The 24,261-nt window shown below is 60.9% G+C and carries 22 protein-coding genes and 3 tRNA genes; 19 read left to right on the top strand and 6 right to left on the bottom strand.

Features of this window, described 5'->3' with window-relative positions:
* Positions 1–346 precede the first annotated feature (346 nt).
* From tig to Q8R75_RS00465, 7 genes are all read left to right on the top strand, one after another.
* The gene (gene tig / locus Q8R75_RS00495) at positions 347–1,648 is read left to right on the top strand and encodes a trigger factor (RefSeq protein WP_305613801.1); all 1,302 of its coding nucleotides are present in this window, start codon (positions 347–349) and stop codon (positions 1,646–1,648) included.
* A gap of 95 nt (positions 1,649–1,743) precedes the next feature.
* Positions 1,744–2,361: an ATP-dependent Clp endopeptidase proteolytic subunit ClpP gene (gene clpP / locus Q8R75_RS00490; RefSeq protein ID WP_069037977.1), complete on the top strand. Its 618-nt coding sequence runs from the start codon at positions 1,744–1,746 to the stop codon at positions 2,359–2,361.
* Between the two features lie 42 nt (positions 2,362–2,403).
* The gene (gene clpX / locus Q8R75_RS00485) at positions 2,404–3,669 is read left to right on the top strand and encodes an ATP-dependent Clp protease ATP-binding subunit ClpX (RefSeq protein ID WP_305614498.1); all 1,266 of its coding nucleotides are present in this window, start codon (positions 2,404–2,406) and stop codon (positions 3,667–3,669) included.
* Between the two features lie 103 nt (positions 3,670–3,772).
* Positions 3,773–6,187 carry an endopeptidase La gene (lon, locus tag Q8R75_RS00480; protein WP_305614497.1) on the top strand — a complete coding sequence of 805 codons (2,415 nt, stop codon included), beginning with the start codon at positions 3,773–3,775 and terminating at the stop codon, positions 6,185–6,187.
* A gap of 90 nt (positions 6,188–6,277) precedes the next feature.
* A tRNA-Val gene (locus Q8R75_RS00475) sits at positions 6,278–6,353 on the top strand.
* 4 nt (positions 6,354–6,357) lie between these two features.
* Positions 6,358–6,434, top strand: a tRNA-Asp gene (locus Q8R75_RS00470).
* Between the two features lie 78 nt (positions 6,435–6,512).
* Positions 6,513–8,417: a SurA N-terminal domain-containing protein gene (locus tag Q8R75_RS00465; protein ID WP_305614496.1), complete on the top strand. Its 1,905-nt coding sequence runs from the start codon at positions 6,513–6,515 to the stop codon at positions 8,415–8,417.
* Positions 8,418–8,483: 66 nt separating this feature from the next.
* Here the strand turns inward: Q8R75_RS00465 and Q8R75_RS00460 are convergent, their stop codons facing one another.
* Entirely contained in the window at positions 8,484–9,119 is a 636-nt protein-coding gene (locus Q8R75_RS00460; protein ID WP_305614495.1) for a TetR family transcriptional regulator, read from the bottom strand.
* Between the two features lie 174 nt (positions 9,120–9,293).
* On the opposite strand from Q8R75_RS00460, the gene lysM reads away from it, so the two are divergent.
* On the top strand, positions 9,294–9,797 hold the full coding sequence (lysM, locus tag Q8R75_RS00455) for a peptidoglycan-binding protein LysM (RefSeq protein ID WP_305614494.1): 504 nt from the start codon (positions 9,294–9,296) through the stop codon (positions 9,795–9,797).
* A gap of 58 nt (positions 9,798–9,855) precedes the next feature.
* Here lysM and Q8R75_RS00450 read toward each other — a convergent pair.
* Positions 9,856–9,930 (bottom strand) — tRNA-Val (locus Q8R75_RS00450).
* Between the two features lie 103 nt (positions 9,931–10,033).
* On the opposite strand from Q8R75_RS00450, the gene gltX reads away from it, so the two are divergent.
* Both gltX and Q8R75_RS00440 read left to right on the top strand, forming a co-directional pair.
* Positions 10,034–11,431, top strand: a complete 1,398-nt coding sequence (gene gltX / locus Q8R75_RS00445) for a glutamate--tRNA ligase (RefSeq protein ID WP_305614493.1) — start codon at positions 10,034–10,036, stop codon at positions 11,429–11,431.
* Positions 11,432–11,633: 202 nt separating this feature from the next.
* On the top strand, positions 11,634–12,803 hold the full coding sequence (locus Q8R75_RS00440) for a toll/interleukin-1 receptor domain-containing protein (RefSeq protein ID WP_305663471.1): 1,170 nt from the start codon (positions 11,634–11,636) through the stop codon (positions 12,801–12,803).
* Between the two features lie 103 nt (positions 12,804–12,906).
* Here the strand turns inward: Q8R75_RS00440 and Q8R75_RS00435 are convergent, their stop codons facing one another.
* Positions 12,907–13,707: a glycine zipper 2TM domain-containing protein gene (locus Q8R75_RS00435; RefSeq protein ID WP_305614491.1), complete on the bottom strand. Its 801-nt coding sequence runs from the start codon at positions 13,705–13,707 to the stop codon at positions 12,907–12,909.
* 224 nt (positions 13,708–13,931) lie between these two features.
* Here Q8R75_RS00435 and flhA point away from each other — a divergent pair, with 224 nt between their 5' ends.
* The 6 genes from flhA to Q8R75_RS00405 are packed head-to-tail and all read left to right on the top strand — an operon-like array spanning position 13,932 to position 20,798.
* Positions 13,932–16,043 (top strand): flagellar biosynthesis protein FlhA, encoded by a 2,112-nt coding sequence (flhA, locus tag Q8R75_RS00430; protein WP_305614490.1) that lies wholly within the window; start codon positions 13,932–13,934, stop codon positions 16,041–16,043.
* Positions 16,040–17,560: a flagellar biosynthesis protein FlhF gene (gene flhF, locus Q8R75_RS00425; RefSeq protein WP_305626074.1), complete on the top strand. Its 1,521-nt coding sequence runs from the start codon at positions 16,040–16,042 to the stop codon at positions 17,558–17,560. The genes flhA and flhF overlap by 4 nt, the downstream gene beginning before the upstream one ends.
* Positions 17,553–18,431 (top strand): hypothetical protein, encoded by an 879-nt coding sequence (locus tag Q8R75_RS00420; protein ID WP_305626075.1) that lies wholly within the window; start codon positions 17,553–17,555, stop codon positions 18,429–18,431. Before flhF ends, Q8R75_RS00420 begins: the two co-directional genes overlap by 8 nt.
* Before the next feature lie 31 nt (positions 18,432–18,462).
* Entirely contained in the window at positions 18,463–19,179 is a 717-nt protein-coding gene (locus Q8R75_RS00415) for an RNA polymerase sigma factor FliA (protein ID WP_305626076.1), read from the top strand.
* 20 nt (positions 19,180–19,199) lie between these two features.
* Positions 19,200–19,958 (top strand): flagellar motor protein, encoded by a 759-nt coding sequence (locus Q8R75_RS00410; protein ID WP_257081495.1) that lies wholly within the window; start codon positions 19,200–19,202, stop codon positions 19,956–19,958.
* A 15-nt stretch (positions 19,959–19,973) separates the two neighbouring features.
* The gene (locus tag Q8R75_RS00405) at positions 19,974–20,798 is read left to right on the top strand and encodes a flagellar motor protein MotB (protein ID WP_305626077.1); all 825 of its coding nucleotides are present in this window, start codon (positions 19,974–19,976) and stop codon (positions 20,796–20,798) included.
* 63 nt (positions 20,799–20,861) lie between these two features.
* Here the strand turns inward: Q8R75_RS00405 and Q8R75_RS00400 are convergent, their stop codons facing one another.
* From Q8R75_RS00400 to flgA, 3 genes are all read right to left on the bottom strand, one after another.
* Positions 20,862–21,356 carry a flagellar protein FlgN gene (locus Q8R75_RS00400; RefSeq protein ID WP_305626078.1) on the bottom strand — a complete coding sequence of 165 codons (495 nt, stop codon included), beginning with the start codon at positions 21,354–21,356 and terminating at the stop codon, positions 20,862–20,864.
* Complete coding sequence (gene flgM, locus Q8R75_RS00395; protein ID WP_305663470.1) at positions 21,356–21,685, bottom strand: flagellar biosynthesis anti-sigma factor FlgM; 330 nt, start codon at positions 21,683–21,685, stop codon at positions 21,356–21,358. Before flgM ends, Q8R75_RS00400 begins: the two co-directional genes overlap by 1 nt.
* Before the next feature lie 144 nt (positions 21,686–21,829).
* Positions 21,830–22,522 carry a flagellar basal body P-ring formation chaperone FlgA gene (flgA, locus tag Q8R75_RS00390; protein WP_305626079.1) on the bottom strand — a complete coding sequence of 231 codons (693 nt, stop codon included), beginning with the start codon at positions 22,520–22,522 and terminating at the stop codon, positions 21,830–21,832.
* Positions 22,523–22,831: 309 nt separating this feature from the next.
* Here flgA and flgB point away from each other — a divergent pair, with 309 nt between their 5' ends.
* The 3 genes from flgB to Q8R75_RS00375 all read left to right on the top strand — a co-directional run.
* Entirely contained in the window at positions 22,832–23,239 is a 408-nt protein-coding gene (gene flgB, locus Q8R75_RS00385) for a flagellar basal body rod protein FlgB (protein WP_257097644.1), read from the top strand.
* Between the two features lie 20 nt (positions 23,240–23,259).
* Positions 23,260–23,661, top strand: coding sequence for a flagellar basal body rod protein FlgC (gene flgC, locus Q8R75_RS00380; protein ID WP_069037959.1), 402 nt, complete (start codon positions 23,260–23,262; stop codon positions 23,659–23,661).
* A gap of 10 nt (positions 23,662–23,671) precedes the next feature.
* Positions 23,672–24,261 (top strand): flagellar hook assembly protein FlgD (locus Q8R75_RS00375; RefSeq protein WP_305663469.1); only part of this gene is annotated, 590 nt, incomplete at its 3' end.

Below are 24,261 nucleotides of genomic sequence, written 5' to 3'. Positions count from 1 at the left end.
ACAGGACCGTGAAACGCAGCCGCGCCAATGATAGTGAGTACTACGCTCGCGAAAGTAGGTCAGTGCCAGGCTACCCTACGCATCAACACATAACGCCCGATCACAAAACAACGTGATCGGGCGTTCGTGTTTGAAGCATTGGAACGTGTTTGAGGTAGTTAGCGCGACCAAGCTTTCGCGGTAAATCTTTGTTGTTTCAAGGTCTTGTTCGCCGCACCTAGCTTATCGGATGTGATCATTTCCTTCGCACGACACCCGTAGGGGGCTGTGCTATCCTCTAAGGCTATCCAAGCATTCAATGCAGGTTCTTGCCTGTTTTTTTCAATCGATTCAAGGATATTGGCTGATGGCCCTGAGCACCTCTACGACAAACTCCCTCGAGCGGACAATCAATATGTCCGTTGTTGCAGCCGACGTCGAGAAAGATGTTGCCGCACGACTCGTCAAGATGGCACGTACGATAAAAATGCCAGGTTTCCGTCCGGGAAAGGTTCCGATGAAGTTGGTGCAGCAGCAGTTTGCTGCCCAAGCGCGCTCGGAGGCCTTCACCGAAGCGGTTCAGATGCAGTTTGGCAACGTAGTACGCGAACAACACCTTCGCGTGGCCGGTAATCCGAAGATCGAACCGCTTGAGTCGACCGAGCCCGGGCGGGTTGCGTTCAGTGCGACTTTCCAAGTGTATCCGGACATCGAACTCGCGGACTTGTCTGACGCAACTCTCGAGCAGGCCGTGCTTCCCGTCGGCGATGCCGAAGTAGAGAAAACGATGGAAGTTCTTCGCAAGCAGCGTGTCACTTATTCCGCAGCTGACAAAAAAGCAGCCAAGGAAGACCGCTTGACCATCGATTTTCGAGGCACTCAGGAAGGAGTTCCATTTGACGGCGGAGTTGCAGAGGATTTTCCATTGGTGCTCGGTGCCGGATCGCTGTTGCCGGAGTTTGAAGTCAGCCTAGAAGGCATGCAGCAAGGTGAATCCAAAACTTTCCCACTTACATTTCCCGACGACTATCAGGCTAAAGATCTAGCTGGCAAGACCGTTCAGTTCGAAGTCAAAATTAAGACAGTAGAAGCCCCGCAACTGCCGGCGATAGACGAAGAATTTGCGAAGTCGCTCGGTGTTCCCAGTGGAGATGTTTCTCTCCTCAAGGCTGACGTTCGCACAAACTTGGAGCGCGAGGTCAAGAAGCGCCTCCATGCTCGGGTCAAAAATGAGGTCATGAATCTACTGCTCGAAAAGCATACCTTTGATGTTCCGACTTCACTCTGTGAGCAGGAATCTCATCGGCTTGCCGAGGAAGCGCTCTCAAATCTCGCCTCACGGGGAATGAACGTAAAAGACATTCCTGTAGAGCCGACTTGGTTCCTGGCCCAGGCCGAACGGCGAGTCCGTCTTGGTTTGCTTGTTGCGGAAGCAGTCAAGAAAAACGAACTCTATGCAAAACCAGAGCAGATCCGAGCTGTAGTTGAAGAACAGGCGCAAAGTTACGAAGATCCGGCTGATGTCGTCCGCTGGTACTACAGCGATACACAACGCCTCGCACAAGTCGAAGCAATGGTTGTTGAGGATAACGTGGTCGACTGGGTACTCCGGGCGGCCAAGGTAACGCCAAAAACGGTCGAGTTTGACGAGCTGATGGCGTCAAACTGACCCATTGCTGAGCAATATCTCCGCGATCCCGGGCACCGGCCGGTAACCAGATAAACTTGGAGTAGGCGTACCTGCTTCAACAAGGAGTGAAAAGAATGATGTCGGAAACCGTAGGCTTGGGCCTCGTACCCATGGTCATTGAACAGAGTGGGCGTGGCGAACGGGCGTATGACATCTACTCGCGCCTATTACGCGAGCGAGTAATTTTTCTTGTCGGCCCGGTGAATGATTCGACCGCGAACGTAATTGTTGCTCAGCTATTGTTTCTCGAATCTGAGAATCCCGACAAGGATATTTTCTTCTACATAAATTCACCGGGAGGATCGGTTACGGCCGGGCTCTCGATTTACGACACGATGCAGTTCATCAAGCCTGCGGTATCGACGCTGTGCATCGGACAGGCCGCCAGCATGGGAGCGTTTCTGTTGTCAGCTGGTGAAAAGGGTAAGCGTTTCTGTTTGCCGAACTCGCGCGTGATGATTCACCAACCTATGGGAGGATTCCAGGGTCAGGCTTCGGACATCGAGATACATGCTCGCGAAATTTTGACTTTGAGATCCAGGCTGAACGCAATCATGGCGCATCACACCGGTCAACCGATTGAAACCATTGAGCGTGATACCGATCGCGACAACTTCCTGTCGGCTGAACAGGCCCGTGATTACGGCATCATTGACAAGGTACTCACGACCCGCGCCGAAGGCACGACCTGATCCTTCACGCTGTGCAGTAACGTTGAAGTCTGGAGTAAAGCCATGACCGAAAAAAAATCGGGATCCGAGAAATTGCTGTATTGCTCTTTTTGCGGAAAGAGTCAGCACGAAGTAAAAAAGCTTATCGCCGGGCCCTCGGTATTCATTTGCGATGAATGCATCGACTTGTGTAATGACATCATTCGCGATGAGATCAGCAGCGAGCAGTCTAGTAAAGGCGCTCGCAGCGACTTGCCGTCGCCGAAAGAAATCTGCGAAATACTCGATCAGTATGTGATCGGTCAATCCCCAGCAAAACGTATTTTAGCTGTTGCGGTGTACAACCACTACAAGCGTCTGCGCCATATGTCGCGCAAGGACGAAATCGAATTGTCGAAGAGCAACATCCTGCTCGTCGGGCCAACGGGTTCGGGAAAGACGCTTCTTGCGCAAACGCTCGCCCGCCTTCTGAATGTGCCTTTCGTGATGGCTGACGCTACGACACTGACCGAAGCCGGCTACGTCGGCGAGGACGTCGAGAACATCATTCAGAAGCTGCTGCAGAAGTGCGACTACGAAGTCGAACGGGCACAGCAGGGTATTGTCTATATCGACGAGATAGACAAGATTTCTCGCAAGTCCGATAACCCATCCATCACCCGCGACGTGTCAGGCGAGGGTGTTCAGCAGGCGCTGCTGAAACTGATCGAAGGAACGGTGGCCAGCGTACCGCCGCAGGGAGGTCGAAAACATCCCAACCAGGACTTCGTTCAGGTCGATACAACGAACATACTGTTTATCTGCGGCGGCGCTTTCGACGGTCTCGAAAAGGTGATCCGCAATCGCACCGAGCAGTTCGGTATCGGGTTCGGAGCCGAGGTAAAGAGTCGCGACAACCGAAATTCCGGGGAAGCGCTCCGCGATGTCGAGCCGGAGGATTTGATCAAGTTCGGCCTCATCCCCGAATTTGTTGGCCGTCTGCCGGTTGTGGCTACGCTGCAGGAACTCGATGAAGAGGCGCTCATTCAGATATTGATTGAGCCGAAGAACGCATTGATCAAGCAATATCAGAAGCTCTTCCAGATGGAAGGCGTCGAACTAGAAATCCGGCCGGCGGCGCTGCAGGCCATCGCCGGCAAGGCGCTGAAGCGGAAGACTGGGGCACGCGGGCTGCGAAGTATCATTGAGTCAGCGTTGCTTGACACCATGTACGAACTGCCGGGGATCGATAACGTCACCAAAGTTGTCATTGATGAAGGTGTGATCGAAGGCGAAAGCAAGCCCATCATGCTGTTTGCAGACCAACCCAAAGTGTCAGGGTCGAACTGAAGCCCGCGAACCGGAGTCGTGTAACGCGGGTGCGCCTTCGAGGTGGCTTGATTCGGGCATTGTCGCCCCAATCTGCTTGACACTGTCGCGTTAAGGAATATCAATGTCCAGCCTTCAAACCGTCTCTGAACAACTGGAGCTTCCACTCCTGCCGCTGAGGGACGTCGTCGTTTTCCCCCACATGGTCATCCCGCTTTTCGTCGGTCGTCCTAAGTCGATCAAGGCGCTGGAATCGGCGATGGAATCCGGCAAAAGCATCCTGTTGGTCGCCCAGAAGTCAGCCGCCAAGGATGAGCCGAATCCGGATGATCTTTACCGCATCGGCTGCGTTGCCAATATCCTGCAAATGTTGAAGTTGCCGGATGGCACCGTTAAGGTTCTCGTTGAAGGCACCCAGCGTGCGACCGTAGAAGACATCGTTGATATCAAGACGCTCTTCATGGCTAACATCACTACCGTGCCGGCAGTCGAGCAGAACTCTCACGAGATTGAGGCGATGCGCCGTGCGCTTATCGGTCAGTTCGACCAGTACGTCAAGTTGAACAAGAAAATCCCGCCGGAAATCCTGACGTCGCTATCGAGCATTGAAGAAGCGGGTCGCCTTGCAGATACGGTCGCAGCACACCTGCCGCTGAAGCTCGAGCAAAAGCAGGACATACTCGAGCTGTTCGGCACCGGGGAGCGAATCGAGCGTTTGCTGTCGCAGCTGGAAACAGAACTCGACATCCTGCAGGTTGAAAAGCGCATCCGCGGTCGCGTGAAGCGGCAAATGGAGAAGAGTCAGCGCGAGTACTACCTGAACGAACAGGTGAAGGCGATCCAGAAAGAGCTGGGCGAGGGCGAGGACGGCGCAGATCTCGAAGAAATCGAGAAGAAGATCAAGGCTGCCGGCATGACAAAAGAAGCTATCGCCAAGGCGCAAGCCGAACTGAAAAAGTTGAAGTTGATGTCGCCGATGTCGGCTGAAGCGACGGTCGTGCGCAATTTCATCGAAACGCTGGTTGGCCTGCCCTGGCGCAAGAAGTCACGTATTTTCAAAGATCTCGCCGAGGCTGAGAAGGTGCTTGACCGCGACCATTACGGTCTTGAAAAGGTTAAAGAGCGCATTCTCGAGTATCTGGCTGTTCAGCAGCGCGTAGACAAGCTGAAAGCGCCCATATTGTGTCTGGTTGGTCCTCCGGGGGTCGGAAAGACCTCGCTCGGTCAGTCAATCGCCAAGGCGACGAACCGCAAGTTCGTCCGCATGGCGCTCGGCGGCGTGCGTGATGAAGCGGAGATTCGTGGGCATCGCCGGACGTACATCGGCTCAATGCCCGGCAAGATTTTGCAGAACATGACCAAAGTGGCGGTAAAGAATCCGCTTTTCTTGCTCGATGAAGTCGACAAGATGGGGCAGGACTTCCGCGGTGATCCATCATCAGCCTTGCTGGAAGTGCTTGATCCAGAACAAAATTCAACCTTCGTCGATCATTATGTTGAGGTTGAATACGATCTATCGGACGTCATGTTCGTTGCGACAGCCAACACGCTGAACATTCCTGCCCCGTTGCTCGATCGAATGGAAGTCATTCGCTTGTCGGGCTACACGGAGGATGAAAAGGTCAATATCAGCCAACGTTATCTGGTTCCGAAGCAGATAAAGAACAATGGCCTGAAGAAGGAAGAGATTTCGATAACTGAAGATGCGCTGCGCGATATCGTCCGCTACTACACCCGGGAAGCCGGTGTGCGTGCGCTGGAGCGCGAGGTGTCGAAGATTTGCCGCAAGGTGGTCAAGGGCCTGGTGCTGAAGAAGCGCTCGTCGAAGATCATCATCAACGCCAAGAATCTGGATAAATTCCTCGGCGTTCGCCGTTATACCTTCGGTATTGCGGAGAAGGACAATCAGGTTGGTCAGGTTACGGGTCTGGCGTGGACGGAAGTCGGCGGCGAATTGCTGACGATTGAGGTAGCGACGATGCCTGGCAAAGGTGTCGTGCAGCGCACCGGTTCGCTTGGGGACGTGATGAAGGAATCGGTAGAGACGGCGCGTTCCGTCGTCCGGTCGCGCGCACGTCGCTTGGGCATCAAGGACGAAGTGTTCGAAAAGGTCGACCTGCACGTGCACTTCCCGGAAGGGGCCACGCCGAAGGACGGACCGTCGGCTGGTATTGCCATCACGACTGCACTGGTGTCCGCTTTGAGCGGAATTCCCGTGCGTGCCGATGTGGCCATGACAGGTGAAATCACTTTGCGTGGTGAAGTTCTCGGCATCGGCGGTTTGAAGGAAAAGCTGCTTGCTGCCGTCCGCGGTGGTATCCGTACAGCATTGATTCCGCACGAAAATGTGAAGGATCTTGCGGACATGCCCGATACGCTGAAAAACTCGATCGAAATCGTTTCGGTCAGGTGGATCGACGAGGTGCTAGAGCGTGCGCTGGAGCGCAAGCCCGACGCTCTGCCGGACGCCGATCCGGCGGCACCGATTGCCAAAGTCGAAGACGCCGCGGTTGCCGCCGCTACCGTCATCACTCACTGACAGTCCGCGCGACTACAGCCCGCGACGCCTCTTGTGAGGTATCATCGCGGGCTGTTTTTCGCAGTACCCAAAGCTCGCGCAGCAATCGGCGGGTGCTTAGCTCAGTTGGTAGAGCGTCGCCCTTACAAGGCGAATGTCGGCGGTTCGAGCCCGTCAGCACCCACCAGAACGGAGTGGTAGTTCAGTTGGTTAGAATACCGGCCTGTCACGCCGGGGGTCGCGGGTTCGAGTCCCGTCCACTCCGCCAAAACTGACAGCGGGCGAACTTGGGTTCGCCTTTTTCATTTTTCGCGCCTGCACCACGTGGGCCCCGCGAAAGGTTCTTATGTTTGATGCGGTTCGCAACAACAAGCGCGTCGTCCAGGGTGTCCTGTTGCTGATGATCCTGCCGTTCGCGTTCTTCGGCGTCGAATCCTACGTAAACAGCGACGTGCAGCGTGAAGATGCCGCGGTCGTCGGCGGTGCGAAGATCGCGCAGGAAGAGTTCACTGCCGCTTTACGCGACCAGCAGGACCGGTTGCGCGAAATGATGGGCGAGGAGTTCGACCCTAAGATCATGGAACGCGCAGAGGTGCGCAGTCAGGCGCTTGACGGTCTTGTGAGTCAGCGCTTGCTGATCCAGGAAGCGCAACGCACGAACCTCACCGTACCCGACGCGCGCATGAGCCAGATCATCGCCGCCATCCCCGGTTTCCAGGTGGATGGCAAGTTTTCCGAGGCGCGTTTCGATCAGGTAGCGCAGTCCCAGGGGTACAGCCGTGACGGGCTGCTGGCCCGTATCCGTCAGGATCTGTTGATTCGCCAGCTTTACGCTGGCGTTGCCGGAAGTTCGTTCGTTCCGGCATCGCTTGCGAAGCGCTGGGCGCAAATGCAGCAGGAACAGCGCGAAGTCAGCGAGGCGGTGATCACGCCGTTTGAATTCATCGAGCAGGTCGATATCACGCCCGAGCAGGTGCGGAAGTATTACGACGACAACCTGAAGCAGTTCGAGGTACCCGAACAGGTCAAGGTGGAATACCTGACGCTGAGCGAAACCGCGCTCGCCGCAACGATGGACGTGAGCGAAGAAGACATCCGGAAAACCTACGATGCGGATCAGTCGCGCTACATGCAGGGCGAAGAACGCAAGGCCAGTCACATCCTGTTGACGATCGACGCATCGGCCAGTCCTGATGATCGCGCCGCGGTCCGCACGAAAGCCGAAGCGCTGCTCAAGACGCTGCGCGCCGACCCGTCAAAGTTTGCAGAACTGGCGAAAGAGAATTCGCAGGACCCCGGCTCGAAGGACGCGGGCGGCGATCTTGGCTACTTCGGACGTGGAACGATGGTGAAGCCATTCGAAGATGCCGTATTCGCGCTCAAGCCGGGTCAGGTCAGCGGCGTCATAGAATCGGATTTCGGCGTGCACATCATTCAGCTCACCGAAGTCCGCGGTGGGCAGGGTAAGACGCTGGACGAGGCGAGGGCAGAAATCGCCGAGGAACTGAAAAAGCAGTCGGCACGCCGCAAATTCGCCGAACTGGCCGAGGTGTTCAGCAATACCGTGTATGAGCAGGCCGATTCGCTCGCGCCGGCCGCCGAAAAGCTCGGCCTCCAGGTAAAAATCAGCCCGTTGATTCCGAAGGGTTTCCTGATGCCGGCGCCGTTCGACAATGAAAAGCTGCGCGACGCTATTTTCGCGGAAGACGCAGTAAAGAACCGCCGAAACACACAGGCGATCGAAACGGCTTCCAACACGCTGGTATCCGCGCGTGTCGTCGAACAACTTCCTGCGTCGGTCAAACCGTTCGAAGATGTGAAGGCGGAAATTGAAAAACAGCTGGGGCTTGCGGCCGGCGAAAAGATGGCGCGCGAGCGTGGCGAAGCGGCCATCGCAAAACTGAAGGCCGGAGAGAATGCACCACTGAACTGGTCGCCGCCGCAGGATGTTTCGCGTGCCCAGGCGCAAGGACCGGCCGCGGAAATGGTGCGCGCCATCTTCAATGCGCCCGCCAATGCGCTGCCTGCCTACCTTGGTTTCCCAATGGGTAACGGAGGCTATGCGGTGTTCCGCATCAGCGCTGTCAAGCAACCGAAGGAAGCACTTGATCCGCAGCGAATAGAAGCAATCAAGGCCCAACTCGACCAGGCCGTTTCGCAGGATGATTTTGCAGCTTATCTGGGTTCTCTGCGTCAGCGCTATCCGGTAACTATAAACAGTAAGGCGATTGAGGCGGTGAAGCAGCAGTAGCCGCGGTGCACACGCCCAAACATAAAGGCCGCCTCGTAGGCGGCCTTTATGTTTGGGCGTGTGTCTTCAGCCCGCGGGATCCGGAACCGGTGCGTTGCGCAGGCCAATCAGAAAGGTATCGACCAGCCAGGGCGCGGACTTCTGCAAGTCGAAGTCGCGTCGTTCAATCCAGCTACGCATCAGCCCGCCAATGAAAGCGTGCATCGCCTCCGCGGTTTCCCGTGGTGGAAGGTGCAGGGGCAATTGCCCGATGCGCACCGCAGCGCCGAAGACGACTTCGAGCATATCGAGGCAGCGGCTGTGGGTTTCAAGTTCGCGGCTGCGCAGGCGGTCAAAATCCGGCCCGCCATCCAGTTTGCAGAACTTGATTTCAAACACTGCCTGCACGCGTTCGCAATCAGTCAGCATGCGCAGCACGCGGATCGCGTCATTGCGCAAAAAACCGAGCGGATCGTTACCTGGATCGGCCGCGAGATCGCCGAGCATTGCCTGCATCGGCGTTGTGACGCGCTCACACACCGCCTCGAATATGTCGGCCTTGTTTTCAAAGTGCCAGTACACCGCGCCGCGCGTATGCCCGGCGCTTTTTGCGATGTCGTCCAGCGTTGTGCCCGCAACCCCCTTTTCACGAAAGCAGCGTTCTGCGGCATCAAGCAGCTGCAGCCTCGTTGCTTCAGCTTCTTCTTTGGTTCGTCGGACCATATAAGGCAATCTTTTTACAAACAAGCTTGAATGTATATAAGTACGCGCGACGCGTCAAACGCGCGTGTGGCGACCGTACATCAATTCGAAGGAAGAGGTTTCGGCAGCCCCGCTTTGTGGGTCGGCTATCATGAGCCCACCACAACGTCGTCACTACACCACAGGAGGCACAACATGGGATTGCTGAATTTCCTGAAAGATGCGGGCGAAAAGCTCTTCGGATCTGGTGAGGCCAAGGCCGCAACCGACCAGGTCAAGGCGGCTCCTACACCGGAAAACCGAGCAAAACTCGACCGCGCTGCCGGTGACGCCATCAAGTCGTATATCGAAAAGCTGGGCTTGGCGGCCACTGCGCTCAGCGTGTCCTTTGACGGCAGTACCTCGACATGCACAGTGTCAGGAACCTGCGCCGACCAGGCGACGCGCGAGCGCATCGTGCTGTCGGCCGGCAATGTGGCCGGCGTGTCTTCGGTGCAGGACCAGCTCAATGTGCTCAACCTCGAACCGGAAGCCCAGTATCACGACGTGAAGTCGGGCGATAACCTGTCGAAGATCGCCAAGACCTACTACGGCGACGCCAACAAGTACCCGCTGATCTTCGAAGCCAACCGACCGATGTTGTCGCATCCGGACAAGATCTATCCCGGGCAGAAGCTGCGCATTCCGCCCAAGCCTTGATCATCCCCAAACCCGCAGGGCAAAAAAAAGCCCGAACCTCGGTTCGGGCTTTCAAGATTGGTGGGCAGTACTGGGATCGAACCAGTGACCCCCGCCGTGTGAAGGCGGTGCTCTACCGCTGAGCTAACTGCCCTGCATTCATGACAGGGCGCGAATACTAGCTGTTAAGCGAAGTGCCGTCAAATGGCCGCTGCGCTGGCGGTACAATCGCGCGCTCATCTTTCGCAGGCATTGCCATGACTCAAGTTGTCCGTACGCGATTTGCGCCGAGTCCGACCGGTTACCTCCACATCGGCGGCGCGCGCACGGCGCTGTTTTCCTGGGCTTACGCCCGTCATCACGGCGGCCAGTTCGTGCTGCGCATCGAAGATACCGATGTGGCACGCTCCACGCCCGAGGCAGTACAGGCGATCCTTGACGGCATGAACTGGCTCGACCTCGGGCATGACGAGGGTCCGTTCTTCCAGATGCAGCGAATGGAGCGTTACAAGGAAGTCATCTCGCAGCTGCTTGAGCAGGGCCATGCCTATCGCTGCTACACCACGCAGGAAGAACTCGACACGCTGCGCGAGCAGCAGAGAGCCAGCAACGAAAAGCCACGCTACGACGGGCGCTGGCGTCCGGGCCCCGGCCGCACGCTACCAGAGGCACCAGCCGGGGTCGAGCCAGTAATCCGCTTCTGCAATCCCGTCACCGGTGTGGTTGCATGGGACGACCAGGTCAAGGGTCGCATAGCGATAGCCAATGATGAGCTGGACGACCTCATCATCGCGCGCGCCGACGGTACGCCGACTTACAACTTCTGTGTCTGCGTCGACGACTGGGACATGGGAATTACCCACGTCATCCGCGGGGACGATCACGTGAACAACACGCCGCGCCAAATCAACATCCTGCGCGCGCTGGGGGCCAACGTACCGCAGTACGCCCACCTGTCGATGATCCTCGGCGACGATGGCCAAAAATTGTCGAAGCGGCACGGCGCTGTCAGCGTCATGCAGTACGAGGAAGATGGCTATCTGCCGGAAGCAGTCATCAATTATCTGGCGAGGCTGGGCTGGAGTCACGGCGATGACGAAGTCTTTTCACGCGAACAGTTTGTCGGATGGTTCGACCTCGACCACATCACGCCGTCGGCAGCACAGTTCAATACCGAAAAGCTACGCTGGCTGAATTCACACTATCTGAAGCTGACCGACAATGTGTGGCTGGCAGCCGATGTGGCAAACCGTCTTGCACGTCGTGGAGTCGATCCGGAAGCCGGTCCGCAGCTCGAACCACTGATCGCGCTCTACAAGGACCGCGCAGCCACCTTGGTCGAGCTGACCGACGCGCTCGAAGCCTTCTACATCGACCTTCATGTGTCGCCCGACATGCTGGCGCAGCACCTGACCGATCTGGCGCGCGACGCGTTGCGCAGTCTGGCTGCACGTCTGGAAAGTGTGCCGTGGGACAAGGCGGCACTTTCGGTAGCGATAAAGGAAACGTGCACCGAGTGCGGCATTAAGATGCCTCAGGTGGCGATCCCGCTGCGCGTGGCTTTGATTGGCCAGCCGCAGACGCCGTCGATCGATGCCGTTCTTGAAGCGTTCGGCCGTGAGAGGGTTCTGGCTCGCCTGGCGCGGGTTTGCTGAGCCTGCGCGGCCCGAACGTGTCGGGTCGCGCAGTCCGTCAGCTCGCTTGCCTGGGCCCGCACTGCGCACGTCAGGTCGTTTCTGGCCAGCGCAGCGTCACTTTCTGCACTTCCGCGTCGCACGCCTTCACTTTCCGTTTTACCCGGTGCAGGGTCGTGGTCATCCGGTCACGGAATGAGCGGCTGCTTCAGGTCCGACGCGGTTGGCCCGGGCCGCACGCCAGAAAAGAAGGGCGGTGCATACAGAGGCGTCCACGCCAGGTTTCAGCGTTGATCGTTCCTTGCAATGGCAGCCTGATGCCCGACTGTTGCCCCTGCTGTTCCGGGCATACACTCATCAAGTGTGTGCTTTCCGCCGAGGCGCTGCCTTGCCTTCCCGCATGAACCGGATCTTCATCAGCTACCGCAGTGCCGACGGCACCAAGGACGCCAGCAGGCTGGCTGACGACCTCGGCGACGTTTTTGGCGCCGCGCAGGTCTTCCTCGACCGGCATGACTTGCGGGGCGGCGGCAGTTGGCGTGAAGCGATCAACAACGCCATCGGCAACAGGCCAGTCGTACTGCTGCTGATCACGCCAGCCTTCTTCGGCGCGCGACATGAGGACGGGCGTTTGCGCATCGATGATGCGGATGACCCGGTACGCGGCGAAATCCAGTCAGCGATCGCTGCCGGCGCAACCTTGATGCCGCTGCGCGTCGACGGCGCGCCGATGCCTTCCGCTGAAAGCCTTCCCGCGCCGTTGCGCACAGTCACCGAATGGCACGCACTGCCGCTGCGCACCGACGACTGGTCGGGCGTCGACCTGCCGCGCATCGTGGCCGACATCGAGACGCTGGGTGTGCCGCGCGCGGCTCCAGAGGGGGTTGCGAGCACGGTAGGGACGCGTCGGCTGGTCCTGAGTTCAGGTATTGCACTCGCAGCCGTTGCAGGTGCCGGCGTGCTTTTGCGTTCCGGCTATCCACCCGTCGACACACCAGCGCCGGAGCCAGCCGTGCCAAATTCTCTGGATGGCGACTGGCTTCTTGTGTCCGCCGACGGCCAGCGCACACCGGCACATCTACGCCAGCGCGGCGATGCTGTCGAATTGCGATCCGAGCCGGTGCGCGTCGACAGTCGGCCGCAGTGGGCGTCCTACATCGCGTCGCTGGCAGCCGACGGCACGCAGCTCACGCATGTGCGCTACACCGCGCGTGGTGAGGTCTTTGGCAATGAACTCGACATGGCGCTGATGCTGATCAGTGGAGACGGCAGCTTCGAAGTGGCCGGTGGCAATCTGCATGTGCGAATTTCAGCTGATGCGCGAATGCTTGAAGGAAAGGTATCGCTGAATACAGGCGATGAAGAAGTGGTACGTCTTGAGCGCGTACGCTGACGCCCGAAGAGCAAACGAGAAAATGTAGAAAAAAAGGGCACCCCTGAGGTGCCCGGAAAACGTCCTCACGGAGAGAGAGGAAGAGGAATCCTGAAACGACTCGCTAGTCGCCTTGGACAAGGTTGCCGTTCTGCAACTTCACCTTGTCGCCGACATGCCAGTTCGGTGCTGCGTCAAGCGTGACCGTACGATAGTCACCGTTGTTCATGCGCACACCCAATTCGTACCGGGTCGTCTTGCGCTGTGTCTTCTCGATCTGGTGTCCCGCGTAGGCTCCGCCGGCGATGCCGATGATCGTGGCCACCGTGCGGCCGCTGCCCTTGCCGACATTATTGCCGAGCAGGCCGCCGACCACACCACCTGCCGCCGCACCCAGACCGCTCGGATCGGCAGCCGCCTGTACTTCGCGAATCGACTCGATGATGCCGCAGTCTATACACAGCGGCGTCGGTGCTGACCGGTAATCGTTCTCGATACGGTTAGAAGCTGCGCGCGACGTGTCGATCGGTTGGTCTATGTCACGTTGTGGTGCTGCCGTGATATCGATACCCGGGTCGTAGGTCCTGTCTGCCACGCGTACCGGGCGCGCGTCGGCGTACTGCGTCAGTTCCGGCTTCCTTGGCTGCGCGACCACGACCGGCCTTTCAGCGGTCGCCGACTTGGCCGGTGCCTGCGTGACGGCCGGCTGCTCCGCGACCGGGGCAACCGGTGCGACAGCGGTCGCGGCAAGTGGATCGACGCTGGCCGCCGCGACGACCTGAATCGGTGCCGGCGCCGGCGAGCGTTCGAGCATTCCGGTCATTGAAGCGATGCCGACCGCGCTGAAAGCCGTGATCGACAGCGCGGCCACCCACAGCGCCGGATGCAGCGAGCGGGCTGAAGCAGTGCGGGCCAATGTGTTCATCGTGTTCTCCTGTGGGTGTGCAGCGCACAAGCGCAAGTAACGCATGCCCGAGTAGATGAAAGCGACCCCTGTTTGTAAGGATCCATTTCCGGCGTGCTTGCGCTGCCTGCGCAAGCACGCGGCCGGCGCCAGTCAGGCCCTGCTGTTTCAGTCGCGCCAATAGCCGGGGAAAACCCCGCTTCTTTCCGGGGTTCGAGAGGCGCCCGGTGAGCTGAAATACTGACATGGCTTCCTCCCTCTCGCTCCGGCAGGCAATCGGCACACCAAACATCCAGCAACTGGCTGCGCCGATATTGATCATCCTCATCCTGTCGATGATGGTGCTGCCGCTGCCCACCTTCGCGCTGGACGTGTTCTTCACCTTCAACATTGCGCTGTCGGTGATGGTGATGCTGGTAGCGCTCTACACCACGCGCGCACTCGATTTTTCAGTTTTCCCCACCGTCCTGCTGGTTACCACGCTGCTGCGGCTGTCGCTGAACGTTGCGTCCACCCGCGTCGTGCTGCTCGAAGGTCACACCGGTCCGGATGCGGCGGGCAAGGTGATCGAAGCGTTCGGCCACTTCCTGGTCGGCGGCAACTACGCGGTCGGCATCATCGTATTCATCATCCTGACCGTCATCAATTTCGTGGTCGTGACCAAGGGCGCCGGGCGCATCGCCGAAGTCGGCGCGCGCTTCACGCTGGACGCGATGCCCGGCAAGCAGATGGCGATCGACGCCGACCTCAACGCCGGCCTGATTGGCGAGGACGAGGCGCGCAGCCGGCGCAAGGAAATTGCCGATGAGGCAGATTTCTACGGTTCGATGGACGGTGCGTCGAAGTTCGTCCGCGGCGACGCGGTCGCCGGCATCATGATCCTGCTGATCAACGTGATAGGTGGCTTGCTGATCGGCGTCATGGAACATGACATGAGTGCCGGCGAAGCCGCCAAGGCCTATGTGCTGCTGACGATCGGCGACGGCCTGGTGGCACAGATTCCGGCACTGATCATTTCAATCGCTGCCGGTCTTGTGGTATCGCGAGTCGGCAGTGGCCAGGACGTCGGCGGGCAGGTCATCGGCCAGCTGTTCGGCGACCCTCGCGTACTGGCCATTTCGGCCGGCATCCTCGGCCTGATGGGCATGATTCCCGGCATGCCCAACTTCGTGTTCCTGTTGCTGGCGTCGGTGCTGGGCTATCTGGCTTGGCGCGGCGTGAATGCCCAGGCACGACCGAAGGCGAAGGAGGCCGCCGAGCATGCCGCCGCAGCGCAAGCGGCCGAGGGCGCCAACGTGGTGATGCCGGAGTCGCAGGAAGCGGCCTGGAGCGACGTGGTGCCGGTCGATACGCTGGGCCTGGAAGTCGGTTACCGCCTGATCCCTCTGGTCGATCGCGGACAGGACGGCGAACTGCTGAAGCGCATCCGTGGCCTGCGCAAGAAGTTCGCGGCTGAAATCGGCTTCCTGACCGCGCCGGTGCATATCCGCGACAACCTCGAACTCAAGCCCAACGGCTACCGCATTACGCTCAAAGGCGTCGATGTCGGCAGCGGAGAGGCGTATCCGGGCAGCCTTATGGCAATCAACCCGGGTCGGGTGGCAGGTGCGCTGCCCGGGCGTGAAGCAAAGGATCCGGCATTCGGCCTTCCTGCGGTGTGGATTGAACAAGGCCTGCGAGAACAGGCGCATGCGCTGGGTTACACCGTCGTCGATGCCGCCACCGTCGTGGCTACCCACCTGAATCACCTCATCCTGAGCCATGCCGCCGAACTGCTCGGCCGGCAGGAAGTGCAGGCGCTGCTCGACCACGTGGGCAAGGATCAACCGCGCCTCGTCGAAGATCTGGTGCCCAAGGCGCTGCCGCTCGGCACGGTTCAGCGTGTGTTGCAGAGTCTGCTGGAAGAGGGCGTGGCCATCCGCGACATGCGTTCCATCATCGAAACGCTGGCCGACTATGCAGCGCGCACCCAGGACACGCTGGAACTGACTTCCCGCGTCCGTGTGGCGCTGGGTCGCGCCATCGTGCAGCAACTGTTCCCCGGCAACGCCGACGTGCAGGTCATGGTGCTCGATCCGGGTCTGGAACGCCTGCTCGGTCAGGCGCTGGGCGCCGGCGGTGACGGGTCTGTCATCGAACCGGGTCTGGCCGACACGCTGATGCACGAAGTCGCCCGCAGCGCACAGCAGCAGGAAGAAATGGGGCTTCCAGCGGTGCTGCTGGTACCGGCGCCACTGCGCTGGCTGCTGTCGCGCTTCCTGCGCCGTGCGGTACCTAGTCTGAAAGTTGTTGCCAATTCCGAAGTTCCTGAAACACGCACCATCAAAGTGACCTCTGTCATCGGAGTCAAATCATGACGCCTCGCAAATATCTCGCAGCCAGTGCGCGCGACGCACTTCGTCGCATCAAGGAAGAACTCGGCCCGGACGCCATCGTGCTGTCCAACCGACCGGTCGAAGGCGGGGTGGAAATCCTTGCGCTGCCGGCCAACGCACTCGACGCGATGACGGCGGCTGCCAGAAAACCGGCGCCGAAGGCGAAACCGGTCGCCATGGCATCGCAAGCCGATGACGAAGACTTCCAGCTCACGCTGTCGAGCAGTGTCGCCGCACGCAGCGCCGCGCCAAGCGCGGCCCGGGTGGCTGCCGCGAGCACCGAAGTGCGCGCACCGAAGCCCTGGCAGCCGTACAAGCCCCGTCCGGCGACGCCGAGCGAGCTGCGCGACATGGCCTACGGCCGCGACATCCCGGCCGCCAACTCCCGAATTGAACTGGGCCGGCCCGACGCTGCGCCGGTCGATCCGGTGCAGCTCGGTGCTCACGCCGAAGTTGCGCAGTGTCGTCCGGCCGCCGAAGCCGTTCCGGCGCCGCAACGCGCCACCGTGCAGGCAGCGGATCGGGCGCCCGAAATTGACGGCGCTCTGCGCGCCGAACTGGGCAGCATCCGCCGCATGCTCGAGCAGCAGCTGGCTGGCTTCGCCTGGGGAGAAATGTCGCGGACCTCGCCGCTGAACGCGACGCTCGCTGGCGAAATGCTGGAGTCCGGCTTTAGCGCGACCACCACCTACCGCCTGCTCGACCAGCTGGGCGCCTCCGACTCTCTGGCCGCCGCGCGCAACGAGCTGCGTACACTGATCGGTCGCGATCTGATCACGCTCAATTCCGACGCCGACATCATCGACCGCGGCGGTGTGTATGCACTGGTCGGCCCGACCGGTGTCGGCAAAACCACGACCACCGCCAAGCTGGCCGCGCGTTGCGTGGTGCGGCACGGTGCCGACAAGGTGGCGCTGCTGACCACCGACGGCTACCGGATCGGCGCGCACGAACAGCTCCGCATCTACGGCCGCATCCTTGGTGTGCCGGTACATGCGGTGCGCGATGCGTCCGACCTGCGCCGCATGCTGGTCGAACTGCGCGACAAGCACATGGTGCTGATCGACACCGTCGGCATGAGCCAGCGCGACCAGGCGGTGACCGAACAGATTGCCATGCTGTCATCCAGCGGTGACGTACGCCGCTTGCTGCTGCTCAACGCGGTGGCCCGAGCGGATGCGCTCGACGACGTGGTGCGCGCCTATTCGGCGCCGAATGGCGGGGCAGACCTGGCGGGCGCCATCATCAGCAAGGTCGATGAGTCGGTCACGCTCGGGCCGGTGCTCGACGTGCTGATGCGCCACCAGCTGCCGCTCTTTTATGTCGCCAACGGCCAGCGCGTGCCGGAAGACCTGCATCTGCCCAATCGCGCCTATCTGCTGCATCGCGCACTGCGCGCGGCCGGTGAGGATTCGCCGCAGCACCTTTCGGCGCAGGACGCCGGACTGGTCATGGCATCGTCGCGTCGCGCCGCACGCAGCGAGGTGAGCCGTGGCTGATCCGATGAAGGACCAGGCCGCCGGTCTGCGCGCCATGTTCCGCCGCTACCCGACCCAGCGCATCAGCGTGGCGGGCGCGATGGCGGGCGTCGGTGCGACTTCGGTGGCGCTCGGCGCCGCCATCGAAGCCGCACGCAGCGGCCTTCGCGTCACCGTCATCGATGAACATCAGGGACTGGGTTCGGCGACTGCGCGGCTGGGGCTGACTTCCCGACTCGACCTGTTGCAGGCGATCAACCGCGATTGCCCGCTGGCGTCGGTACCGCTGCTGTCGCAGCACGGCGTATCGGTGGTGCCCGCGGCACGTCTTGCGCAGAACTCGCGGCAGTTGAACCGCCTGCAACTCGAGGCGCTGGATGAAGCACTGATCGAGCTGACGCGCGAAACCGAGTTGCTGATCATCGACTGCGCGCTCGAAGAATCGCAACTGTCGGCGCTGGCCCGTCGCGCCGATCGTCTGGCGGTGGTGACGGCAGCCTCCGGTGTCAGCGTCACCGCTGCGTACGCGCTGATCAAACGTCATCTGACCGGCAATGCGCCGCTGTCGGCCGGGGCGGTGCGCCCGGTTCATGTCGGTGTCAGCCGCGCGCGCTCGGTGTCGGACGCCCGCCAAGCGTTCGCCAGCCTGAATGGCGTGGTGAGCGAACACCTCGGCAGCGCGCTGCACTGGCTGGGTTGCCTGCCAGCCGGCTATCAACGGCCGAATTTTGTGGTGGCGGGTGACGATGCCCTCAAGATCGGACGCGATCTTGCCGAAAAGCTCTTCGTGACCCGCGAGACGGAAAAACCCGGTATGTTGATGCCGCACAACGACACACAGTCCGGCGATCCGGCCGGACTGCCAGATGGGCTTTCGGCACGCGTAGCCTGATCGCGCAGCCGGCCGAAGCAGAGGACGACCTATGTATACCGCATCCGGAACACTGGACCGCGACCAGCTCGCCAAGCACTATGCGCCGCTGGTCAAGCGCATCGCCTACCACCTGATGGCCAAGTTACCGGCCAGCGTGCAGGTCGAAGACATCATCCAGAACGGCATGCTCGGGCTGCTTGATGCGATGAACCGCTATGAAGAAAGTCTCGGCGCGCAGTTCGAAACGTATGCCGTGCAGCGCATCCGCGGTGCCATGCTCGACGGCCTGCGCGAAAACGACTGGCTCCCGCGCAGTCTGCGGCGCGACATGCGCCGCATCGAAACCGCCATTACCACGCTGGAGCAGGCCAAGGGCCGTCAGCCGACCGAAGGCGAACTGGCCGAATCGCTCGGCATGCCGCTGGGTGAGTACCAGAAGATGCTGCAGGAAGCGCGTGGCTACCAGCTCGTCTACTTCGAAGATTTCACCAACGGTGACGACGACGATTATCTGGATCGTCACAGCGTCGGCACCGAAGATCTCGATCCGCTCGCCCGGCTGCTCGACAAGAACATGCGCGATGTTCTGGTGCGCGCCATCGGCGACCTGCCGGATCGCGAAAAGACCGTCATGGGCCTGTACTACGAAGAAGACCTGAACCTGCGCGAGATCGGAGAAATCCTCGGAGTTTCGGAATCGCGAGTTTGCCAGTTGCACAGTCAGGCCATCGCGCGCCTGCGCAGCCGCATCTCGGCGCGTACCTGAGCGCGCCGGCCCGATATCCCATGCGTGTCGATCGTCTCAGCATCGTCGGTCTGGCTCTGGGCATCGCCGCCATCATGGCGGGCCAGGTGCTCGAAGGGGGCAGCCTGTCATCGCTGTTCCAGCCGGCCGCGCTGGTCATCGTTCTCGGGGGAACGCTGGGCGCGACCATGCTGCAGACCCGCTTTCCCATTTTCATGCGTGGCATGCGCATGGGCGGCTGGGCGTTTTCTGCACCGGCAGCGGTACCCGACGACATGATCCGCAAACTGGTCGGCTGGGCCACGCTTTCGCGACGCGAAGGCATCCTGGTGCTGGAAAAGCACATCGGCAGCGAACCTGATCCGTTTTTCCGCAAGGGCGTGCAGTTGCTGGTCGATGGCGCCGATTCGGAACGCCTGCGCGAGGTCATGGAGGTCGAGATCACCACCTACGAAACCACGCTGCGCCAGGCTGCCCGCGTATGGGACGCCGCTGCTGGCTACGCACCGACGATAGGCATTCTGGGCGCGGTGCTGGGCCTGATTCACGTGATGGAGAACCTGGGAGATCCGGCGCGGCTCGGCGCCGGTATCGCCACCGCCTTCGTGGCGACGATCTACGGTGTGGGGAGTGCGAACCTGATCTTCCTGCCGATCGGGCGCAAGTTGCAGATGCATGTCACCCAGCTGATCAGCCTGCGCGAAATGTTCGTCGACGGTCTGGCCGGCATCGCCAACGGCGACAACCCGCGCATCATCGAAAGCCGATTGCTCGGCTATGTCGCGCCGGTGCCCGGTTGAGTGCGCAGGCGGACCGTGAGGAAGCGTCGCTATGTGCCGGATTCGGACGAGAACCATGATCGGTGGCTCATTTCGTACGCGGATCTGGTGACCCTGCTGTTTGCGTTCTTCGTCGTGATGTACGCGATTTCGCAGGTCAATGACGGCAAATACCGCACGCTGAGCCAATCTCTGAACAGCGCCTTTGCGGCACGCGAGGGCGTGCGGCTGATCGAACTGCCGGCCACCGACCAGAGTACCCGCATGCAGGTCGAGATCGATGAACTGCGTGCCCATCGCGCGGCGCAGAAAGCGCAGGAGCGGCGCGAGCGGGCGGACAAGGCGGCGAAGGACATCCAGCAGGCGTTGTCTGCACTGACCCGTGAAGGGCTGGCCAGCGTCACCCAGGGCGCATTGGGCATTACGGTGGATCTCGACGCGAAGTTCCTGTTCGGCCCGGGCGAAAGCGTGCTCGAGCCGGCTGCGCAGGACATCATCGGCGCGATCGCGCGCGTTCTGCTCTACACCGATTTCCCGCTGGTGATCGAAGGGCACACCGACAATGTCCCGGCCGGCGGCAGGCTGGGTTCCAACTGGGAACTGTCGGCGGTTCGTGCGGGCGCCGTGACGCGGGTATTCGCCGACGAGGGCATCCTGTCGACCCGGCTGACCGCAGCCGGTCTGGCCGACCAGCGGCCATTGGCCGACAACGCGACCGAAGAAGGGCGGGCGAAGAACCGCCGGGTGTCGATCCGCATCGAAACCTACTCTACTGATCGCGTCACCGCGCCGGGTCAGACGCCTTCGGGGCCGGCCGATGTACCGGAAGGCAGCCTGGGATCGAGTTTCCCGAAGCTCTAGCCGGAACGGAAACGCCAAAGCCCGCAGGCCATCGCCGCGGGCGCAGTCTGTTACGCGAGAAAATCAGGCGCTACCGAGCGAACGGCTGGTGCTGCGCGCCATCGACTGGCCGTCCGGCCCATAGGTCGATGCCTGTTCCGATGCCGACATCAGCACCGCAAGCGCCTGCTGGCTGGACTTCATCTGCGCGCGGATGAGCACGCCGTTGGCCTGATTCAGGTCGTGGGCTTCCCGGGCAAGCGCAACAAGTTCCGTGAAGGGCTGCCTGCACGCAGCCCAGTCGGGAGCGCTCTGGAACAGCGCTTCGATGTCGTCACGCCCCGGCTTGCTGCTGGCGCGGGCCAGCAGCGCAGTCCGTGCGTCACCCAGTTGCGCCAAGCGTCCATACGCTTCGGATTTGCGGGCGGCAAGCACGGCGAGCGTATCGACTTCGCCCGCTTCGAGTGCGCGGCGTTCGGCGTGCAAATGGCCAAGGGCGGTGCGCAAGGTCACCGCTTCCTCGGTCATCAGTGCGGCCAACCTGGCTGCGGTCTGAGCAGCCGGCTCGGTTGCGGCCATCAGGCTGCCGGGCGTGTGTTCAACATCTGACGCACACTTTCGATCAGGCTGTCGGCCACGCGGTCCGCATTGACCTTGAAGCGGCCATCTGCGATGGCCTGCTTGATCTCGTCGACGCGTGCGCTGTCGACCACCGGTACATTGGCGACAGACGCTTCAAGTTCTCGCAGTCGCGAGGACGTGCCCGAAATGTCGACCTGCGCGCCGGGTGCTGCGGCAGATGAAGTTGCAGTCGTCGAATTGTTCGCCGAACTGCTCTTGGTAGCCGAAGTTGCCGTCGGTGCAAGCGGTTTTCCAGTTCCGTCGATTTTCACGATGAACCCTTTCATAAGACGTTCGACTCGTATTACGACGGCACCGCTACAAAACTTTAGGACTTTTTGTAGGGAGCCGTCCTACACGGCGGCAGGCTCATGAATATACCAAGCGGCGGGGCCGGTGGCGACCGACCTGTTGGTGTCGGGCGGATTGTCTCAATAGACAACCTCCACCTGACCGCCCGGGCGGGCGACGCCGCTGACGACCTGGCCGCGCCCGGTGCGCACCTGCACCATCTGGCCCTGCTGTGCGCTGGCAAGCGCGCGGCCGTCGTGACTGATCGCAAATCCGTTACCGCGCGCGAACAGTTTCACCTGCTGGCCCTGCTGGACCGCGACCGGAGCGCGCAGCCAGTCTGCGCGTAGCGGCTGGCCTGCGCCAATGGCGGCATTGACCGTCTGGCCGATCACCTGCTGCGGATCACTGACCATATTGGGTGGCAATTCGGTCAGCTCGCCGCGCATGAAGCCGAAATCTCCGTCGGCAATGATCTGGCCGCGACCGAGCGCGCGCGCAGCGACCAGATAGTCGCCGCTGACCTTGACCCGCGCCGGCACGTAGATCGTCCAGCTGGCGCCGGCGATGCAGCGCACGCCGACCTGCACGCGACCCCACGCGCGGCTGCCGGTCGGCAGGAATACCTCGTGAGCGGCGCAGCTTTCCAGCGCCAGCCGTGCGTCAACCTGCCCCACCTCGAAACTGGCCTGACTCGGCAGCCCGGCCGTCTGCTGCTGCAGGAAGTCGCCCACTGCAAGCCGCAGCTGGTCACTGGCCGGCGCCACGGGCGGCGCGGCCAGTGCGGCGCTGCACAGGGCAATACATGAGGGGATCAGCAGACGACGGATCATGGCGGGCTCCTTGGCAAGGTTTCCATTGCACCACCCGAGCCTGCGTTGCGATGACGCAAATAGGGCGGAAAGCACCGCCTTGTTCCGGTTTGTCGACCGGTCGTTGCCGCAATCCGGGCTTGCCGGCCCTAAAACCCTTTCCAGCATTGGGTTTGCGGCGATTCACGGAGCCCGGAAGCGGCAAGGTTTGCCGCTTCCGGGCGGCAGATAGCCTTGAAAGGCGGGGCAGCAACCGTCCTTTTTTGCCGATCCAGACCGGCAATCGGGTCATAGAGTGGCTGGCACGATAGCTGCAATGGGATACCCATCATGCCGAACCCTCTCGACAAACTGCTCGACCTTCCGCAAGCCGCCCTCGGTGTGCGTGCGTCCCGCCAGCAAACGCTGGCCGCCAACATCGCCAACGCCGATACACCGCACTTCAAGGCGCGCGACGTCGATTTTCGCGGCGCGCTGGAAGCCGCGATGGGTGGACGTCTCGGTGGCCCGGTCGAGCTTGCGCGCACGTCGGCGCGGCATATCGAAGCCAAGGGTGACGCGTCGATGGACGCTTCGCTGAAGTACCGCACCGAAACGCAGTCCAGCCTCGACGGCAACACGGTGGACATGGACGTCGAGCGTGCCGCCTTCGCCGAGAACACCGTGCAGTACGAGGCGCTGCTCACCTTCATCAACGGTCGCCTGCGCACGATGCAGAACGCCATACAAGGCCAGTAAGGAGACTGATCATGGGAAACATGTTCAACGTATTCGGCATCGCAGGTTCCGCGCTCACCGCCCAGTCGGTTCGCCTGAACACGGTGTCCAGCAACCTGGCCAATGCGGATTCGGTGACCTCGGCCAATGGCCAGCCCTATCGCGCCAAGCAGGTGGTGTTCGAAGTGCGTCCGATCAGCGAAGGCGGCGAAGCCAATGGCGTGCGCGTGACGCAGATCGTCGAAAGCGCAGCGCCGTTGCGCACCACCTACGACCCGACCAATCCGGCGGCGAACAAGGAGGGTTATGTACAGATGCCCAACGTCAACGTGGTGGAAGAGATGGTGAACATGATTTCCGCCTCCCGCTCGTATCAGACCAACGCGGAAATGATGAATACCGCGAAGCAGCTGATGCTCAAGACCCTCTCCATCGGACAGTAAGGGAATCGTCATGGCAGTCAATTCGACAGGCAATACCTCGGCGGCAGATATCTACAGCTCGCTGAACACGACGCAGACCAAGGCGACTTCGGAAATCGACAAGGCGCAGAACCGCTTCCTGATGCTGCTGACGACGCAGCTCAAGATGCAGGACCCGCTCAATCCGATGGACAACGCACAGGTCACCTCTCAGCTGGCACAGATCAGTACGGTGGATGGCATCAGCAAACTCAACAGCACGCTGGAAAAGCTCACCAGCAGTTCCGCCGACTCGCAGCACTTGCAGGCCGCAGCGCTGGTCGGCCATGCAGTGCTGGTCGAAGGGTCGGCGCTGGAACTGGTGAATGGCAAGTCGTTGGGCGGCATCGAGCTGACCTCGCCGGCCGATCGCGTCACGGTATCGATCAAGGGTGCCAATGGCGTACTGGTGAAGGAAATCAATCTGGATGCTCGCGATGCCGGCATCACGCAGTTCGTGTGGGACGGTACCGACACGGCTGGCACGGCAGTTGCTCAAGATGGCAAGTACTCCTTCACTGTGAGCGCCATCCAGGGCACGCAGAAGCTGGTCACCACGCCGCTCGAACTTGCCGTGGTGCA

The sequence above is a fragment of the Methyloversatilis sp. genome (genome assembly GCF_030696805.1).
Classification (GTDB): Bacteria; Pseudomonadota; Gammaproteobacteria; order Burkholderiales; family Rhodocyclaceae; genus Methyloversatilis.
Note: the sequence above shows the minus strand (reverse complement) of the source record. Positions and strands in the feature narration are given on the sequence as shown.

Coding starts and splice junctions, on each gene's coding strand:
- tig (WP_305613801.1), top strand. CDS start 347: ATGGCCCTGAGCACCTCTACGACAAACTCCCTCGAGCGGACAATCAAT.
- clpP (WP_069037977.1), top strand. CDS start 1,744: ATGATGTCGGAAACCGTAGGCTTGGGCCTCGTACCCATGGTCATTGAA.
- clpX (WP_305614498.1), top strand. CDS start 2,404: ATGACCGAAAAAAAATCGGGATCCGAGAAATTGCTGTATTGCTCTTTT.
- lon (WP_305614497.1), top strand. CDS start 3,773: ATGTCCAGCCTTCAAACCGTCTCTGAACAACTGGAGCTTCCACTCCTG.
- Q8R75_RS00465 (WP_305614496.1), top strand. CDS start 6,513: ATGTTTGATGCGGTTCGCAACAACAAGCGCGTCGTCCAGGGTGTCCTG.
- Q8R75_RS00460 (WP_305614495.1), bottom strand. CDS start 9,119: ATGGTCCGACGAACCAAAGAAGAAGCTGAAGCAACGAGGCTGCAGCTG.
- lysM (WP_305614494.1), top strand. CDS start 9,294: ATGGGATTGCTGAATTTCCTGAAAGATGCGGGCGAAAAGCTCTTCGGA.
- gltX (WP_305614493.1), top strand. CDS start 10,034: ATGACTCAAGTTGTCCGTACGCGATTTGCGCCGAGTCCGACCGGTTAC.
- Q8R75_RS00435 (WP_305614491.1), bottom strand. CDS start 13,707: ATGAACACATTGGCCCGCACTGCTTCAGCCCGCTCGCTGCATCCGGCG.
- flhA (WP_305614490.1), top strand. CDS start 13,932: ATGGCTTCCTCCCTCTCGCTCCGGCAGGCAATCGGCACACCAAACATC.
- flhF (WP_305626074.1), top strand. CDS start 16,040: ATGACGCCTCGCAAATATCTCGCAGCCAGTGCGCGCGACGCACTTCGT.
- Q8R75_RS00415 (WP_305626076.1), top strand. CDS start 18,463: ATGTATACCGCATCCGGAACACTGGACCGCGACCAGCTCGCCAAGCAC.
- Q8R75_RS00410 (WP_257081495.1), top strand. CDS start 19,200: ATGCGTGTCGATCGTCTCAGCATCGTCGGTCTGGCTCTGGGCATCGCC.
- Q8R75_RS00400 (WP_305626078.1), bottom strand. CDS start 21,356: ATGGCCGCAACCGAGCCGGCTGCTCAGACCGCAGCCAGGTTGGCCGCA.
- flgM (WP_305663470.1), bottom strand. CDS start 21,685: ATGAAAGGGTTCATCGTGAAAATCGACGGAACTGGAAAACCGCTTGCA.
- flgA (WP_305626079.1), bottom strand. CDS start 22,522: ATGATCCGTCGTCTGCTGATCCCCTCATGTATTGCCCTGTGCAGCGCC.
- flgB (WP_257097644.1), top strand. CDS start 22,832: ATGCCGAACCCTCTCGACAAACTGCTCGACCTTCCGCAAGCCGCCCTC.
- flgC (WP_069037959.1), top strand. CDS start 23,260: ATGTTCAACGTATTCGGCATCGCAGGTTCCGCGCTCACCGCCCAGTCG.